The organism is Pseudomonas sp. RT6P73 (assembly GCF_054897715.1).
The window spans coordinates 3,678,678-3,694,684 of sequence record NZ_JBUBUV010000002.1; the positions used below are offsets into that span (position 1 = coordinate 3,678,678).

The window sequence follows — 16,007 nt, forward strand, 5'->3', positions numbered from 1 at the left end:
AGCGTCTTGTGCTATTTCCTACAACCGCGCAAGACTCCATGGCGACGATGACGACGAATCACCCATCACCCTGGAGCCAAAAGCGGCATCAATACCGTAACGGACAGTCAGGTGTGGGAGCGAGCTTGCTCGCGATTGCGGCCGTCCAGTCGAGAAAATTATCGCCTGATACACCTCTATCGCGAGCAAGCTCGCTCCCACAGGGTCTTGTGGTTTAGATGTTTTTTTCGTCGATCCCGGCCTGCAGCGTCTGACTATCGAAATGACCGCCAAGGGTGACAGGACCGAGTTTGACACTGTGCTCATCCGGGGTTGAAACAACCGGTTTACCGGCGTCCCCTTCTGCCTTTTCAGGCAAATCCAGACCAGCGTTGACCCCGTAATCACGGTTGCTCACGCTCGCAGTGCTGACCTCGGAACCACCCAGGTCAACGCGGCCTTCAGTGGCCGCAATCCGTGCACCGGTCAGTTGTGTTGCGCCGCCGACCTTCAGGCTCACACCTTGGGTGCCATTGATACCGGAAGCCTGGCCGACGCTGTCTTTATGCGCGTAACCGCCCTCCAGTTTCAGTGTCGGTTTGTAGTCGGTCCCGTCCAGCTTTTTGTTATCGGCCACTTTGTCCTTGTCGGCCGGTGCAGCCTTCTTGCCCGTCAGGCCGAGGTCCACATCAAGCTTGGCGCTGGTCTGGCTGTCCTGGCGACTTTCCACGTTCAAGTCACCGCCTACCTTGCCGCTGACGGTCGCCGCATCAATCCGCGCCCCCGCCAGATGTGCATCACCAGCGCTGTTCAGCACCACGCTGTCTGCCTTGATCTGGCTGTTCTGCTGGGTCGTGTCTCGCAAAACATCAACCCCGACCTTGGCCCCGGCATTGAAGCCGTGATCACGGGTGGCGACGTTCTTTTCATCCGTGACAACCGGTGTGCTGTTGCTCAGGTTGCCGCCGGCATTCAGCGCCACATTCCAGTTGGTGCGGGTCTGAGTGGATTCAGCCGATTCCTGATAAATGCCGCCGCTCTGCGCATCGAGGCTGACGCTCGCTGCGTTGACCTGGGTGCCTTGCAGGTGGATCGCATCGCCGCTCAGGGCGATTTTGTCCTGGCTGTTGAGCTGGCCACCGGTCAAGGTCCGGGTCGTTTCATTGACCCGGCCGATGTTGAAATTGCCGCTCAGATTTCCGCCCTGATCAGCGCTTTTCTCTGTGCTGGTTTTGCTGCCGCCCACCTTGAGGCCACCGCCGAGGTTGCTGCCGGTCGCGGTGTGGGTGTCGGTCGCCGCTTGCAGATCGAGTTTGCCGCCAGCCTTCAAGTCGATGCCGCCCAGCGTGTCGACCTTCGTCCCTTGCAGGATCTGATCGCCCCCGCTGCTCAGCAGCACCGGACCTTTGCCCTGAATACTCGCCACCTGAGCCTGGCTGTCCCGGGTCTGTTTGCCGGTGTGATCGAGCTGGAAACCGGCACCGAGATCGACATTGGTGCCGTTGGTGCCCGGTGCAGTGCCGACGTTCAACGAGCCATTGCCGCGCAGGCTGGTGGTGTCGCTGCTCTGGCGATCATTGGCCTGATTCAGCGCCAGCTCACCACCGGTCTTGATCGAAACACCGCCCTGCCCGCCATCAAAATGGCTGCCTTCGAACTGACCATCGCCACGCAGGTTGATGTTCACCCCTTCGCTGCCGACATAGCTGCCGACCACGGCGCTGGAAGTGTCCTTGCGCGTCTGACTGCTACCACCCGCGCCGCTGCCGGCGACGTTTACGTCCTCACCGGTTTTGGTGTAGACCCGCACGTCGGCCTTGGCGTCCAGTGCCTGATCGGTACTGCTGCGGGTATTGCTCGCAGCGCTCGCCACCAACGTGTCGGCGCTGATGTTTACCTTGCCCGCGCTCGCCTGATACTGAGTGCCCTGGTCCAGCAAGGTCCCGGCCACGTTCACGTCCACGGTGCCGCCCTTGAACTGGCTGACCACGGCGTTGCCGGTTTGCTCGGTGTGGCTGGTGTTCTGATGACCAATCGCGACGTCGATGCCCACATTCGGCTGGCCGAGATTAGCCAGTGCATCCTTGTCCGGCACTTTACCGGCCAGCACGTCCTTGACCGCACCGGCGATGGGCCGGGCGATGTCCCTGTACTCGACGTTGGCGCCGATGTCCGCCGACCAGCTGCTGTCTTTATGGGTGCTGCTGTCGGTGTTGTTCGCGGCGCGATTGTCGACGTCGACCGCAGCGACATTCAGACCTTTGCCGGCATCAAGACGCGCGCCTTCGGTGGTGAGTTTGCCGGTGTTGATGTTCAGGTTGCCGCTGCTCTGCACGCCGGTGGTTTGCGCTGTGGTTTTGCTCGTGGTGTCTTGCGAGGTGGTGTGCGCGAAATCGACGCCGCTGCCGGCGCGGTCGAGGCCACCGGTGTAATAGAAGCCGCCGCTGGTGCTGGCTTTATCGGTAGAGGTGCTGTGGCTGTCCTGCTCGGCCAGCAGCGAGACATTTTTGCCGGACAGCGTCGCATCGCCATGAGTGGCGTTGACCTCGGCACCTTTGAGCGTCAGTTCGCCGCCCGCCGTCAGTTGCACAGTGCCGCCGCTGAGGCTTGAGCCCTGCTGTTTGACGTCGTTGCTGGTCACGGTTTGTTGCTTGTTTTCGTAGTGCACACCGGCACGATACTGGCCGGCACCCGGAGCGTTTTCCTTGGCGTAGGCATCGAAGCCGCGCGTCTCGGTGGTCGTGCTGCTGTCGTGGGTATCTTGCGCGGAATGCACCTGCACATCCCCCGCCGCGTCCGCGCTCAGGGTGCCGCCGGCCTTGACCGTGGAACCGGCCACTTCGATGTCCCTGGCACTCTTGAGCGTGAGGTTGCTGTCCGACGTCAGCTCGCTGCGCACCGTGCTGCTGTCCTTGGCGTTGTGCCGGGTTTCGTCCTTGGTGATGCCGAAGAACTTGCTGTCCTTGTCGTGGTTGTTAGCGTGGGAAGTGTCTTGCACACCATCGATCACCAGCGAACCCTTGTCGCTGATGACGCTGGATTCAGAACCGCCGCGCACCTGGCTGCCGCTGATGCGCACATCGTCGGCCTTGACGATCAGCTTGCCGGCCGCGTTGATTTTACTGCCCTGATTCTGGGTCTTGCCCTGATCGGCGTCGCCGGTCTTGCCGAAGAAACCGCCGCCCACCAGATCGCCCGAATAACGGTTGTCGCTTGTGCGCTGAGTGCGGCTGGCGCTGGTGATTTCCACCTGTTTGCCCGCGAGGTTTATGTCTCCGGCGCTGTTTAGCCCGGCACCTTCGGAACGCAGCAACGCGGCGGTCTGCAGGGCGATGTTGCCACCCTTCAATTGACTGGTGATGCTGCGCTGCTCTTCGCTACTGGTGTCCCAATCGGCTTTCCACAGGTGTTTGCGGTGGTTGCCCTGATCGGTCTGGGTGTGGCTTTCGGTGGCGGCGTTCAGACGTAAATTGCCGCCGCTTTGCACACTGAGATTCTTTGTCGCTTCAATCTTGGCCGCCTTCAGCTCGGTGTCACCCGCGGACGACAGTTGCGCGTCCCGGCTGGCGAGAATCTGGCTGCCGTGCTGGCGTGAGTTGCTGTCGGTCTGCGTGCGGTCGTAGGTTTCCCAGGTGATGCCGATGGTGCTGTTGTTCCAGTTTTCGCGTTTCTCCTGGAGATGGCGGCTTTCGACGGTGGTCAGGGTCAGGTTGCGTCCGGCGTCGAGTTTGACGTCGCGACCACTGACGTCGGCGGCGGCCAGGGTCAGGTCCTTGTCGCTGTGCAAACCGACGTCGCCCTGACTGCTGCGTACGCCTGCCCGGACCACATCAAGGCTGTCGGGAACCGCTTGGCCGCTGATGCTCAAATCGCCTGCCGAGCGAATCTGCACGCCATCGCGGCCCGCGACTTGTACCGGCCCGACCCGCACACCCGCACCTTCAGCGGTGCTGACGATGTTGATGCGCCCGGCCTGCATGGCGCCAAACAGGCTGGCGTCGATGAGTTGATCGGAGGTCTTGCCGGCCGGGTCCACGGCTTTCACCTGGCCCGAGGCGTAATCCACCTGATTGCGGCCGACGGTGAGGTTCAGTTGATCCCGAGCGTTGACGCTGCCCTGGCTGTCGATGCGCGGGGCGATCAGGTTGATCGAGCCCTCACGGTTTTGCAGGCCCGCACCCTGAATCTGCAATGTGCCGGATGCATCGCGGGTGCTCAGGGCTTGCAGCTTGCCGTCGTTCAATTCGGGACGGCCGACCACCAGGTTGGCGTTCGGCGTGTTGATGAAACTGCCGCCGTTCACCGAGATGCCGTTGGGGTTGGCCAACACATAGTCGGCGGCGCGGCCGAAGATTTCCTGGGCACCGTTAATGGCCGAAGCGTTGCGGCTGACCACTTCGTTAAGGATCACGCTCGCGGCCTGGCCCTGTAGCTGCGGGTTGGCAGCCAGTTGCCCGGCGAGTTGGGACTGCCCGGCCTGCAAGGCGTTGTTCAACACCAGGCCTTGGCGATCGACGTTGTAGTCGAGGAACTGGTTATGCGACAGGCCCGAGCCATTGGGCGCAACGATATTGACGATCGGCACGCCGCCCTGGGTCTGCAGTTGTGCGGTGCCGCCGGGGCCCGGCGCGACCACCACGCCACCCGCGAGAGCGCTTGGCAGATGGGCAATCAGGAACAGGCTGGCAATCGCCCAGCGCAGTTTTCCCCGAGGGGAAAGATGGAACGCAAATGTTTGTTCAGGCATAGGAACCTCTCAATAAAAGTGCGGCATCACGGTGCGCGTTGGGATGATTGCCGAGGCTGTCGCGCACAGGTCCGACGGCTGAATGTGTGCAGGGTGAGGCGGTGGTCATATCTGCAACCCCACGCGCATCAGCCAGGTCTCTGGCTCATGCTTCAAACCGCTGGGGGTGTTGAGGCTGCGTTGGTAATCGACGTCCACTTGCAGGTTTTTCCAGCTCAGGTTGACCCCGGCACTGGCACCGCTCAGGCGTTGGCCCTGGGCGCCGTGATCGGCCTTGATCCAGCCGTTGTCCAGACCCAGGCGCGGGGTGACCAGCACCGGTAAATCGCTGCGCAACGGCAGGCGTAACGTGTTGCGCCAGATCGCGCCGGTGGCGCCGGACGCACTGTTGACCCGGTAACCGCGCACGGCGGAATCATCGGTGCCGAGCAGTTGTTCGATGGCAGGCAGCGGATCGGGGCTGTACTGCACGTTCAACTGACTTTGCCACTGCCATGTCTGTTGACCGAACCGGCCGTTGCGCCACTGGCTGAGGCCGGCGCGGTACTTGCGAAACTGCGCCTTTGGCAGGTTGCTGACCTGGCGCTGTGCATCGTCGTCGGCACCGAGCCAGCGCAGGCCCTGGGCGTAATTGACGTCCAGGTTCCACACCGCGCTGTTGAGCCAGAACAGGTTCAAACCGGCTTCGGCCACGGTCAGGGTCGGGCTCTGAATACCGAGGCGAACGTCCTCCAGGTAACTGTCGACGTCTTTGTGGGCCAGTTGCAGGTTGGCGCTGAGCTGACGGCTTTGATCGCGCCACAACACCCGGTCAGCGCGCACGCTGAGCTGGTCGGTGATGCCGGTGCTGTGGAATTTCAGGGTGCTGAGTTTGAACGGCGCGCGGTATTCGGCATGGCTGGCGAACACGCTGTAGGTCCAGTAACCGTAAGGAATGGCGTAATAAATGCTGGCGTTACGGCTGTAACGATCGCCTCGATTGAGGGTGTCGCTGAGGCTCACGTTAAGTGCGTCGTTGAGCTCCAGCGGACTGTCGAGGCTCAGGCTCAAGGTGTCGCGATCACGTCCGGTGCTGGCACTGCCGAGGTTGTCGACGCCCAGGCCCAACGCCCAGCGTGACTGACCGCTGGTGCGCGAGCGCAGGATGATCCGCGAGGCGCCGGGCTGGGTGCCGGGGGCGATGTCGGCGGTCAGGTCAAGCGAACGCAAGCGGTTCAACTGATCCAGGCCTTGCTCAAGATCACGCAGGTACAGTGGCTTGCCGAGCATCCCGGGGAACGCCCCGCCGAGGGACACCGGCAGGCTCTGGTCGGCCAGTTCGATGGACTCGACGTAACCTTCATCGACCACGATATCCAGCGATTGCCCGGCTGCCGGTGCGCTGCGCAGGTACGGCCGACTGGCGATGTAGCCCGCTTCCACATAGAGGCCGGTGATGGTCGCCAGCAGATGGTTGATCTGGCCAACGCCCATGCAGGACGACAGTTGCGGCTTGATCCGCTCGTTGAGCGTTTGGCTGCTGATCAGGGTGACGCCGCCTACGCGCGTGCCACTTAGGGGCCAGCAGCGTTCATCGGCGGGCACACTGGCGGGGACGGCCGGCGCCACCTGCGCCGGACCAAAACTGCCGCGTTCCAGTTGCCGACGGCGCTGATCCAGTTGCAGTTGTTGCAGGTCGCGCTGTTGCTGTTGCTGTTGTTGCTGGCGCAGCACTTCCTGACCTGGAGCGGGAGGCTCTGCCGCCTGGAGTGCAGAAGCACTCAGGCTCAACAACGAAGCCAACAACAGCGTGCAAGGCGAGGATCTACGACGAGGTACAACGTGAAACGAATCCGGCACTCAACATCCTTGTCATCATCAAATGGCTTAATGCCACCCCATCAATGCCGGTGATAGTCAGATCGTTCCTACACAAATGCAAGACGCGTCCTACAGCGCTTACATTTTTTAAACAATTGGTTTGCTTGCTGTTATCACCAACAACAAGGCGAACGCGCCACACAACACCAACGTTATGCCCAGCGCCTAGCCCCAGGCTGCAAGCATCAACCCACCACCGATCAGCAGGTAATACAGCAAACCAAACAGCGCACCGGCCGTGCCCAGCCGATCGCCATAGTTGGCCAAAGCAGCGCCGAGGATGTTCGGGATCGCCATGCCGAATGCCAGCACCACCAGCACCATCGCCAGCACAAACAGACCACTGTCCTGCATCAGCCAGACGCCCGCTCCACCCGACAATGCCAACGCTGCCGCGAGCCGAATCATCTGCGGGCCCTTGAACCCGCGAGCCAGCAATCGTTTGTTGAGCCATGCACCGAGGCCGGAACCCAAGGCGAGAATTACCCCGCTGTAGCCAAACCATTGCGCACTCATGCCCAGTCGCTGAAACATGAACGGGCCGAGGCTGTAGTAGCTGAACAAGGCAATGTTGAACAGCGCCACCAACAGCGTCGAGCGCCAGATATCGCGGTCTTGCAGCATCCTCCACAGCGTCTCGAACAGAGCCGGTGTCCTTACATTTTGCGGTCGGGTTTCCGGCAAGGTGCGCAGGCACCAAAGCCATAACGCCGAGGACAACAGCAACAGGCATCCCAACACGCCTCGATAGCCAAACAATTGCACCAGGCTCGCTCCGGTGAACAGGCCTATCGCGGGGCTGGCCGCCAGTGCGATGCCCATCACCGAAAACACCTGCGCCAGTTCCGCGCCTTTGAAGCGGTCGCGCAACAGGGTTTGCGTGACGACCGAGCCCACTGCCGCACCGAATGCGGCCAGCGCCTGGGCCATCAGCAACGCATCGAACGTATGGGTGTTCAGCGCCAATACCGAGGCACCGGCATACAACGCCAACCCGGCGAGCATCGAGGGGCGACGGCCGATGCGGTCGCACATCCGCCCCCACACCACCACGCCGAAGGCAAACGCCAGGAAATACACCGACAGAGTTTGTGCGGCTTGTTGCGGGGCGACGGCAAAGACCTGGCCGATGTCCGCCAGTGCCGGGCTGTAAAGGGTTTGAGCTATCTGCGGAAACATCAGCAACGCGATCGCCAGTATCAACAGGCTTTTGGAATTCATCACGACTTCACTCTTCAAGAAAAACTGGCGAGCAGCTTAAAGAGCGCTGACTGACGTACTATCCAGATTCTGACATTTAATCGTTAAAATCGGACAATCATGGCCTGGATTGATGCACACACGAGGTTCAATCCCGATCGGTACTCGGCGTCGGTGGTCGGCATCGCCGCGACCTTGGGCGATCACGATTCCGGACTGCATCGGCATCAGCGCGGGCAGTTACTGTTCACCCGTCAGGGCTGCACGCGCATCACCCTCGCGCAGCAGTTGTGCCTGTTACCGCCCTCCCGTGCAGCGTGGATTCCGCCGGGGATTGAACACCGCGCCGTGATGCAGCAGAGCGTCGACTACCGCTCCATTTACCTGACAGCGGATGCGTGCGCCGAGCTTCCGCAAGAGGTCTGCGTGATTGAAGTCAGCCCGTTGCTGCGAGCGGTGCTGGAGCCGATCGCGCTCGCCGAGTTCGACACCGATTGGCAGCAGGGCAAATTCGTTCACCTGCTGGGACTTTGTCTGAGCGAAATTCGCGATGCGGTGCAGCAATCGATGCTGTTGCCTTTGCCGTGGGACAAACGCCTGGCACCGCTACTGGCAACGCCCGAAAAACTGCCGCCGGAACTTCAGGTGCTGGAACAACAGATCGGCGCCAGCGGCCGCACCATCGGGCGAATTTTCCAGCGTGAAACCGGCATGAGTTATCAGCAATGGCGTCAACAGTGGCGGCTGATGCGCGCCATGGAACTGCTCGCCACCGGACGCAGCATCAGCTACAGCGCTTTCGAATCGGGATTTGCCAGCGACAGCGCGTTTATCGCGTTCTTCAAGGACATGACCGGCACCACCCCTGGCCATTGGCTCAAGTAAGCACCTGACGGCCGGCAGCAGAAATCATTTGCCACGAAATATTACCTACGTCATATTACGCACGTAATAAAGACCCGCTTTCCACAGGTAATCACTCAATGACCAGCATGCCCAGCCTCGAACCCGACGTTGCAGTCCCGGTGAGCAAACCCAAGCCTCCCCTGCTCAAACGGTTGATCCTGCTGACGGCGGCCATCGCGGCTCTGGTATTTGCCGGGCTCTACGCGACTCACTGGTGGACAGCCGGCCGCTTCATCGAAGAAACCGACGATGCCTACATCGGCGGCGACGTGACGGTGATCGGCCCGAAAGTCGCGGGGTATATCGAAGAAGTGCTTGTCACCGACAATCAGAAGGTCAAGGCCGGCGATGTGCTGATCCGCCTCGACTCCCGCGACTACCGCGCCAACCTGACCAAGGCCGAAGGCGCGGTGGCCGCCGAAGAAGCGTTGCTCGCCAACCTCGACGCCACCGAACAACTGCAACACGCAGTGATCGGCCAGGCCCGCGCCGGCATCGATGCCGCCGGTGCCGAAACCGCCCGCTCGCGGGACGACAATGCGCGCTACAAAAAACTGGTCGGCAGCAATGCGGTGTCGGTGGAAAGTGCCCAACGCGCCGACGCGACGTTCAAGACTGCTCAGGCGCTCAGCTCGCGGGCTCAGGCCGAACTGCTGGCCGCGCAACGTCAGCTGAACGTGATCGCAACGCAAAAACAGCAAGCCCGCGCCGCACTGATGCAAGCCCACGCCGAACGTGATCTGGCGCAATTGAACGTGGGTTACACCGAACTCAAAGCCCCGGTGGACGGCGTGATCGGCAATCGCCGGGCGCGGGCCGGTGCCTACGCGCAGGCCGGTTCGCAACTGCTGTCGGTTGTACCGTCCAGTGGTCTTTGGGTCGATGCCAATTTCAAGGAAGATCAACTGGCGCGCATGATTCCGGGGCAGCGGGTGGTCATTCATGCCGACGTGCTGTCCGGGCAGGAATTCCACGGTCATCTGGATAGCCTGGCGCCGGCCAGTGGCTCACAGTTCAGCGTGCTGCCGCCGGAAAACGCCACCGGCAACTTCACCAAAATCGTTCAGCGAGTACCGGTGAGAATCATCCTAGATCCGGCCGATGGCGTGCTCGGTCATCTGCGTCCAGGGCTGTCGGTGACCGCTGAAGTGGACACCCGCAAAGAGCCTGAAACCCCAGCCGTGGCCAGCGCGCCATGAGCCGCGCCCTCGCCGCCCCCGCGCAACCGTTCAATGCTGCCAGCATGGCGACGGCGACCAAGGTCTTCGCCTTCGCCACCATGTGCATCGGCATGTTCATTGCGCTGCTGGATATCCAGATTGTTTCCGCCTCGTTGCGTGACATTGGCGGCGGACTCTCGGCCGGCACCGACGAAACGGCGTGGGTGCAAACCAGTTACCTGATCGCCGAGATCATCGTGATTCCTTTGTCTGGCTGGCTGTCGCGGGTGTTCTCGACGCGTTGGCTGTTTTGCGCTTCAGCGGTGGGTTTCACTCTGGCCAGCCTGCTCTGCGGCGCGGCCTGGAACATCCAGAGCATGATCGCCTTCCGTGCCCTGCAAGGCTTTCTCGGCGGCTCGATGATCCCGCTGGTGTTCACCACCGCGTTTTTTTTCTTCACCGGCAAACAACGGGTGATCGCGGCCGCGACCATCGGCGCAGTGGCTTCGCTGGCACCGACGCTGGGGCCGGTGATTGGTGGCTGGATCACCGACATTTCATCCTGGCACTGGCTGTTCTACATCAACCTGGTGCCGGGTATTTTCGTCGCTGTGGCGGTGCCGATGCTGGTGAAAATCGACCAGCCGGAACTGTCGCTGCTCAAGGGCGCCGACTATTTGAGCATGGTGTTCATGGCGCTGTTTCTCGGCTGCCTGCAATACACCCTCGAAGAAGGCCCGCGCTGGAACTGGTTCAGTGACAGCACGATTCTGACCACCGCATGGATCAGCGGCTTGGCCGGACTGGCCTTCATCGGCCGAACCCTACACGTGGCCAACCCGATCGTCGATTTGCGCGCCTTGAAAGACCGCAACTTCGCCCTCGGCTGTTTCTTCTCGTTCGTCACCGGCATCGGCCTGTTCGCGACCATTTACCTGACGCCGCTGTTTCTTGGCCGGGTACGTGGCTACGGTGCGCTGGACATTGGTCTGGCGGTTTTCTCCACCGGGGTGTTCCAGATCATGGCGATTCCGCTGTACGCCTTTCTGGCCAATCGCATTGACCTGCGCTGGATCATGATGACCGGCCTCGGGCTGTTCGCGCTGTCGATGTGGGATTTCAGCCCGATCACCCATGACTGGGGGGCTAAAGAATTGATGCTGCCGCAAGCCTTGCGCGGAATTGCCCAGCAACTGGCCGTGCCGCCAGCGGTGACATTGACCCTCGGCGGACTGGCACCGGCGCGGCTCAAACATGCTTCGGGGCTATTCAACCTGATGCGAAACCTGGGGGGCGCCATCGGCATCGCCGCGTGCGCGACCATTCTCAACGACCGCACCAACCTGCACTTCACCCGGTTGGCGGAACACCTGAACAGCACCAACGAATCGCTGAATCAATGGCTGTCCCAGGTCGGCAATAACTTCGCGGCCCTCGGCCAGAGCGGCGATGCCGGCGTCACCGCCAGCCTGCATCAGCTCTGGCTGCTGACCTACCGCGAAGCCCAGACCCAGACCTATGGCGATGCGTTTCTGATGATCATGGTCTGCTTCATCATTGCAACGGCGATGGTGCCCTTGATGCGCAAGGTGCAGCCACCGGCCGCGCCGTCAGCAGACGCTCACTGATCAGGCTTGAGGCATTTTGCGGAAGCCGACCGCCAGACGGTTCCAGGCGTTGATCGTGGTAATCGCCACGGTCAAGTCGACCAATTCCTTCGGGCTGAACTCGGACGCCGCCAGTTCGTAGTCCTCATCCGGCGCGTGAGTCTGACTCAGCAGCGTCAGGGACTCGGTCCACGCCAGCGCCGCACGTTCACGGGGGGTGAAGAACGGCGTTTCACGCCAGGCCGTGAGTGTGTACAGACGGCGCTCGTCTTCACCGCCCTTGCGGGCATCGGCGCTGTGCATATCCAGGCAGAAGGCGCAGCCGTTGATCTGCGAAGTGCGCAGCTTGACCAGTTCGATTAGGGTCTTCTCCAACGGCAGTTTCGACACCGCGGTTTCCAGCGCGATCATGGCTTTGAGTGCGTCGGGGGATGCGGTGTAGAAATCGATGCGAGGTTTCATGGTGGGCTCCAATGGTAAGTGGGGGTGGAGCTAAGTTAGTCCTGTCGGCGCCGCTGACAAATAGCCAATATTTCAGAAGTCGAGGAGGCCATTGAAGGATTTGGCGACGGTTGATTGCTGATCCGCAGGTTCTGCGGCGGGCCTGCTGCAGTCTTCGCGAGCAAGCTCGCTCCCGCATTTGTACTTTCGCGACACACTCCGATCGCCGGTACAACCTGTCAACTCTGACAGTAGCGGGTCAGATCACATTGAGGCTAACTGGAGTCGCAATGAGGATTAAACAAACCGACTCGATCGCAAGGAGCAGAACGATGAACAAACCCAAAGTGGACCTCATCGATAAAACCGACTTTGAAGACCTCAACTGGAACAATTGGGAAAAAACCCAGAAGGAACAACCAGGCGAAATTATTCGCAGGGGCGATAACTACTGTGCGGCGTTCGCCCTTTCAGACGTTCTGGAGACGGCCCTGACCAAATCCTGGACGCTGAGACCCGACGCCACTTACCAACTTCAATTCTCATTCCAAACACCGGATCAGAATAACCACTATTCAGTCGTAGTTAACGGTAGGGATTACCAGGAGAGAACAGTCATCCCTACCTCTGCCGACTGGACAGGTTTGAGTGTTACTTTCAAAACGATTCCAATCGGGTTTCCACATGAATACACAGTCGTCCTGAGTATCGAGCGCGGTACAGCCAACAATTTAGTGATGCTGGATAACCTGGAGCTTTACGATCTTGCCTAGAGGAACACCCGTAACCCCCTCTATGCCCTATTACGCAACCACTGCAAAAACCCTTTCTTCTCGACCACCTTCGGCACTTCCTGGGTCAGGGTCTGCGCCTTGTGCAAGCGGAAATCCAGCAACGCCTTCATCGCTTCGCTGATGTCGTGGCGCGCATCCAGGCATGGCTTGAGGTAGTCCTTCTCGATCCGGTACAAACTGCAGGCAGTCTTGGCGCTGAACTCGGCCGGCAACGCGGTATCGGACAACACCCCGCCCTCGCCGATCACCTCGCCCGGCCCCATGCGCCCGGATTCAAACTTGACCCCGCCGCGGCTCAATTGCACCGAGACCACACCCGATTCGATGATGAACAGATGATCGCTGACCTCCCCCGCCGGCAGGATCATTTCACCGGCGCGGAAGGTTTGCAGCTTCATGTTCTGGCTAAAGGTTTCTTTCTCTTCCTGACGCAGGGTCGAGAAGATGTTCGAGCTGTCCAGCAGCGCCCGCGGCCGTGACAGCTCGGCAGGCGCGTTGGATTCGACGCTCGACAACAGGCTGACCCCGGACGCCTGCAAGTGCCGGTACGCCAGGTCGAACAACAGATTGCGGACCATGCGTTTCTGATCCATGGAGACCACGAAGCCGCTGATTTCGTACTCCACGCCACTGGCGCTGGAACCTTTCAACGATACATTTGGCGCCGGCTTGCTCAACAGATAACGGCAACCCTGCATCGCCCGCTCCAGCGCGTCGAGCACCGTTTGCGGGCGCGCGTGCGGGCTCAGTTGCAGGCTGATCGAGACGCCGAACATATCGCTGGGCCGGCTGAAGTTGATGATCTTGGCCTTGGCCGCCAGCGAGTTGGGAATCACCGCCATGCTGCCCTGGGAGGTTTGCAGGCGCGTGGCGCGCCAATCGATGTCGGTGACCTTGCCTTCGGTGCCGTCAATGGAGATCCAGTCATCCAGTTGATAGGGTTTGGTGGTGTTGAGGACGATCCCGGAGAACACGTCGCTGAGGGTGCTTTGCAAGGCCAGGCCGACGATGATCGCCAACGCACCGGAGGTGGCGAGCACGCCTTTTACCGGCAGTTCGAGCACGTAGGCCAGGGCGGCGATGACGGCGATCAAAAAGATCACCGCACCGAGCAAATCCTGGAGCAACCGCCCGGTATGCCCGACCCGCTGCATCATCACCGCACCGATCAACACCGTCAAAGTACGCGCGCCGAACAGCCACCAGCCGATCTGCAACCCCGTGGCCGCCAGGTGCAGGGGCACGTTATCGGCCCAGGGTGCCGGCTCCAGCGGGTTCATGCCTTCGTTGAACAGGAGAATGCTGAACAACGCGAAAATCACCAGCCGCACGACCAGTTTCCAGTTGCTGCCATTGGCACTGATCAAGCGCCACAATCCGAGATCGATCAGGATCAGGACCAGCGCGCAGATCAAGGGGTGATTGGTAAGCAGTGACAGCATCAAGCGACTCCAGCCATGTACGGATGGGCACAGTGTAGGAGCAATTGATGCCTTCAGAACAACACAAAACACTGTAGGAGCCGGCTTGCTGGCGATGGCGGTCTGACAGTCACTGAATTGTTGACTGCTCTACCGCTATCGCCAGCAAGCCGGCTCCTACAGGGGTGATGTGTGTCAGTGATTACTTGCTGTTGGTCAGGGCGTTGTAGCTGGTGAACAGGTTGCGGTAATCCGGGATGTGGTTGGAGAACAAGGTGCCCAGGCCTTCCACGTCGTTGCGCCAGTCGCGGTGCAGCTCACAGGCCAGGCCGAACCAGGTCATCAATTGCGCGCCGGAGGACGACATGCGGTCCCAGGCCGATTGACGGGTCAGTTCGTTGAAGGTGCCGGAAGCGTCGGTCACCACGAACACGTCGAAGCCTTCAGCCAGGGCCGAGAGTGCCGGGAAAGCCACGCAAACCTCAGTCACCACGCCAGCGATGATCAGCTGTTTCTTGCCGGTCGCCTTGATCGCCTTGACGAAGTCTTCGTTGTCCCAGGCATTGATCTGGCCGGGACGGGCAATGTACGGCGCGTCCGGGAACAGCGCCTTGAGTTCGGGCACCAGCGGGCCGTTCGGGCCGGTTTCGAAACTGGTAGTGAGGATGGTCGGCAGCTTGAAGTACTTGGCCAGGTCAGCCAGGGCCAGCACGTTGTTCTTGAAACGGTCGGGCTCGATGTCGCGCACCAGAGAAAGCAGGCCCGCTTGATGATCCACCAACAGAACGGCGGCGTTATCCTTGTCGAGACGTTTGTAAGAAGTAGTCATGGGAGTAATCCTCGCTTTTTATCGATGCCGAACGGGCCGGCTTGAATGAATCCTGATGTGGCTTAAACGCGGCCAGACAAGGGTAGTCGCCCAAGTCCGGCGCGCCAGCGCAGTACAACAATGTGTTCAATCGCTCATCCGACCGAACCGGCCTGACTGGAAGTCAGCAAAGGCCTGATGAATCTCTTGCTCACTGTTCATCACGAACGGGCCGTGGCCGACAATCGGTTCGTCGATCGGCTCGCCGCTGAGCAGCAACACCACGGCGTCGTTATTGGCTTCCAGGCTGAGCTGATGGCCATCGCGCTCGAACAACGCCAACTGCCCTTCGCGCACCAGTTCCTGGCCGTTGACCTGAACCGTGCCGCGCAGCACCACCAGCGCCGTGTTACGACCTTCGTGCAAGTCCAGGGTCAGCGACTTGCCGCCGTTGAGGCGCAGATCCCAGACGTCGATCGGTGTGAACGTGCGCGCCGGACCGGTGTGCCCCTCGAACTCGCCAGCGATCAAGCGCAGGCTGCCGGCCTTGTCCTTGAGCGGGATGCTCGGGATGTCGCCATCGAGAATCGTCTGGTAACCGGCATCGGCCATTTTGTCCCGGGCCGGCAGGTTGACCCACAGCTGAACCATTTCCAGGGTGCCGCCGGTTTTGGCGAACCCTTCGGAGTGGAATTCCTCATGGAGAATTCCCGAGGCCGCGGTCATCCATTGCACATCGCCAGGGCCAATCTTGCCGCCGCTGCCGGTGGAGTCGCGGTGCTCCAGTTCGCCCTTGTAAACGATAGTCACGGTTTCGAACCCCCGGTGCGGATGCTGACCAACGCCACGACGTTCGGTGGTCGGGGTGAATTCAGCAGGGCCCGCATGATCGAGAAGCAAAAACGGACTGATGTGTTTGCCGAGGTTGTCGTAGGAAAACAGCGTGCAAACCGGAAAACCGTCGCCGACCCAGTGGGTCCGTGGGCTGGTGTAGATACCAATGATGTTTTTCATCCTGCCTCCAAATTCGTTGTTTGACGCGATGGATAAAGCTTAAAACCGCAGCCTTTGATGCACTAGACTG

10 protein-coding genes and 1 pseudogene are annotated in these 16,007 nt (G+C 60.7%); 4 read left to right on the plus strand and 7 right to left on the minus strand.

Annotation, left to right across the window (positions count from 1 at the left end; genetic code table 11):
* Positions 1-214 precede the first annotated feature (214 nt).
* The 3 genes and pseudogenes from ACYZT6_RS17440 to ACYZT6_RS17450 all read right to left on the minus strand — a co-directional run bounded on the left by ACYZT6_RS17440 (position 215) and on the right by ACYZT6_RS17450 (position 7,807).
* Positions 215-4,726 (minus strand): hemagglutinin repeat-containing protein, encoded by a 4,512-nt coding sequence (locus tag ACYZT6_RS17440; protein ID WP_462027959.1) that lies wholly within the window; start codon positions 4,724-4,726, stop codon positions 215-217.
* Between the two features lie 105 nt (positions 4,727-4,831).
* Positions 4,832-6,565, minus strand: a complete 1,734-nt coding sequence (locus ACYZT6_RS17445; protein WP_462027960.1) for a ShlB/FhaC/HecB family hemolysin secretion/activation protein — start codon at positions 6,563-6,565, stop codon at positions 4,832-4,834.
* A gap of 108 nt (positions 6,566-6,673) precedes the next feature.
* Positions 6,674-7,807 (minus strand): annotated as a pseudogene (locus ACYZT6_RS17450) (MFS transporter).
* Positions 7,808-7,906: 99 nt separating this feature from the next.
* On the opposite strand from ACYZT6_RS17450, the gene ACYZT6_RS17455 reads away from it, so the two are divergent.
* From ACYZT6_RS17455 to ACYZT6_RS17465, 3 genes are all read left to right on the plus strand, one after another.
* Complete coding sequence (locus ACYZT6_RS17455; RefSeq protein WP_462027961.1) at positions 7,907-8,671, plus strand: AraC family transcriptional regulator; 765 nt, start codon at positions 7,907-7,909, stop codon at positions 8,669-8,671.
* A gap of 98 nt (positions 8,672-8,769) precedes the next feature.
* On the plus strand, positions 8,770-9,891 hold the full coding sequence (locus ACYZT6_RS17460; RefSeq protein WP_462027962.1) for an HlyD family secretion protein: 1,122 nt from the start codon (positions 8,770-8,772) through the stop codon (positions 9,889-9,891).
* Positions 9,888-11,480, plus strand: coding sequence for a DHA2 family efflux MFS transporter permease subunit (locus ACYZT6_RS17465; protein WP_462027963.1), 1,593 nt, complete (start codon positions 9,888-9,890; stop codon positions 11,478-11,480). The genes ACYZT6_RS17460 and ACYZT6_RS17465 overlap by 4 nt, the downstream gene beginning before the upstream one ends.
* On the opposite strand, the gene ACYZT6_RS17470 is transcribed toward ACYZT6_RS17465, so the two are convergent.
* Positions 11,481-11,921 carry a carboxymuconolactone decarboxylase family protein gene (locus ACYZT6_RS17470; RefSeq protein ID WP_462027964.1) on the minus strand — a complete coding sequence of 147 codons (441 nt, stop codon included), beginning with the start codon at positions 11,919-11,921 and terminating at the stop codon, positions 11,481-11,483.
* Between the two features lie 311 nt (positions 11,922-12,232).
* Here ACYZT6_RS17470 and ACYZT6_RS17475 point away from each other — a divergent pair, with 311 nt between their 5' ends.
* Positions 12,233-12,673, plus strand: a complete 441-nt coding sequence (locus tag ACYZT6_RS17475) for a hypothetical protein (RefSeq protein WP_462027965.1) — start codon at positions 12,233-12,235, stop codon at positions 12,671-12,673.
* Positions 12,674-12,693: 20 nt separating this feature from the next.
* Here ACYZT6_RS17475 and ACYZT6_RS17480 read toward each other — a convergent pair whose 3' ends face one another.
* From ACYZT6_RS17480 to ACYZT6_RS17490, 3 genes are all read right to left on the minus strand, one after another.
* Positions 12,694-14,136 (minus strand): mechanosensitive ion channel domain-containing protein, encoded by a 1,443-nt coding sequence (locus ACYZT6_RS17480; RefSeq protein ID WP_462027966.1) that lies wholly within the window; start codon positions 14,134-14,136, stop codon positions 12,694-12,696.
* A gap of 181 nt (positions 14,137-14,317) precedes the next feature.
* The gene (ycaC, locus tag ACYZT6_RS17485) at positions 14,318-14,944 is read right to left on the minus strand and encodes an isochorismate family cysteine hydrolase YcaC (protein ID WP_138968269.1); all 627 of its coding nucleotides are present in this window, start codon (positions 14,942-14,944) and stop codon (positions 14,318-14,320) included.
* A gap of 126 nt (positions 14,945-15,070) precedes the next feature.
* Positions 15,071-15,937, minus strand: coding sequence for a pirin family protein (locus tag ACYZT6_RS17490; protein ID WP_462027967.1), 867 nt, complete (start codon positions 15,935-15,937; stop codon positions 15,071-15,073).
* Positions 15,938-16,007: the final 70 nt, after the last annotated feature.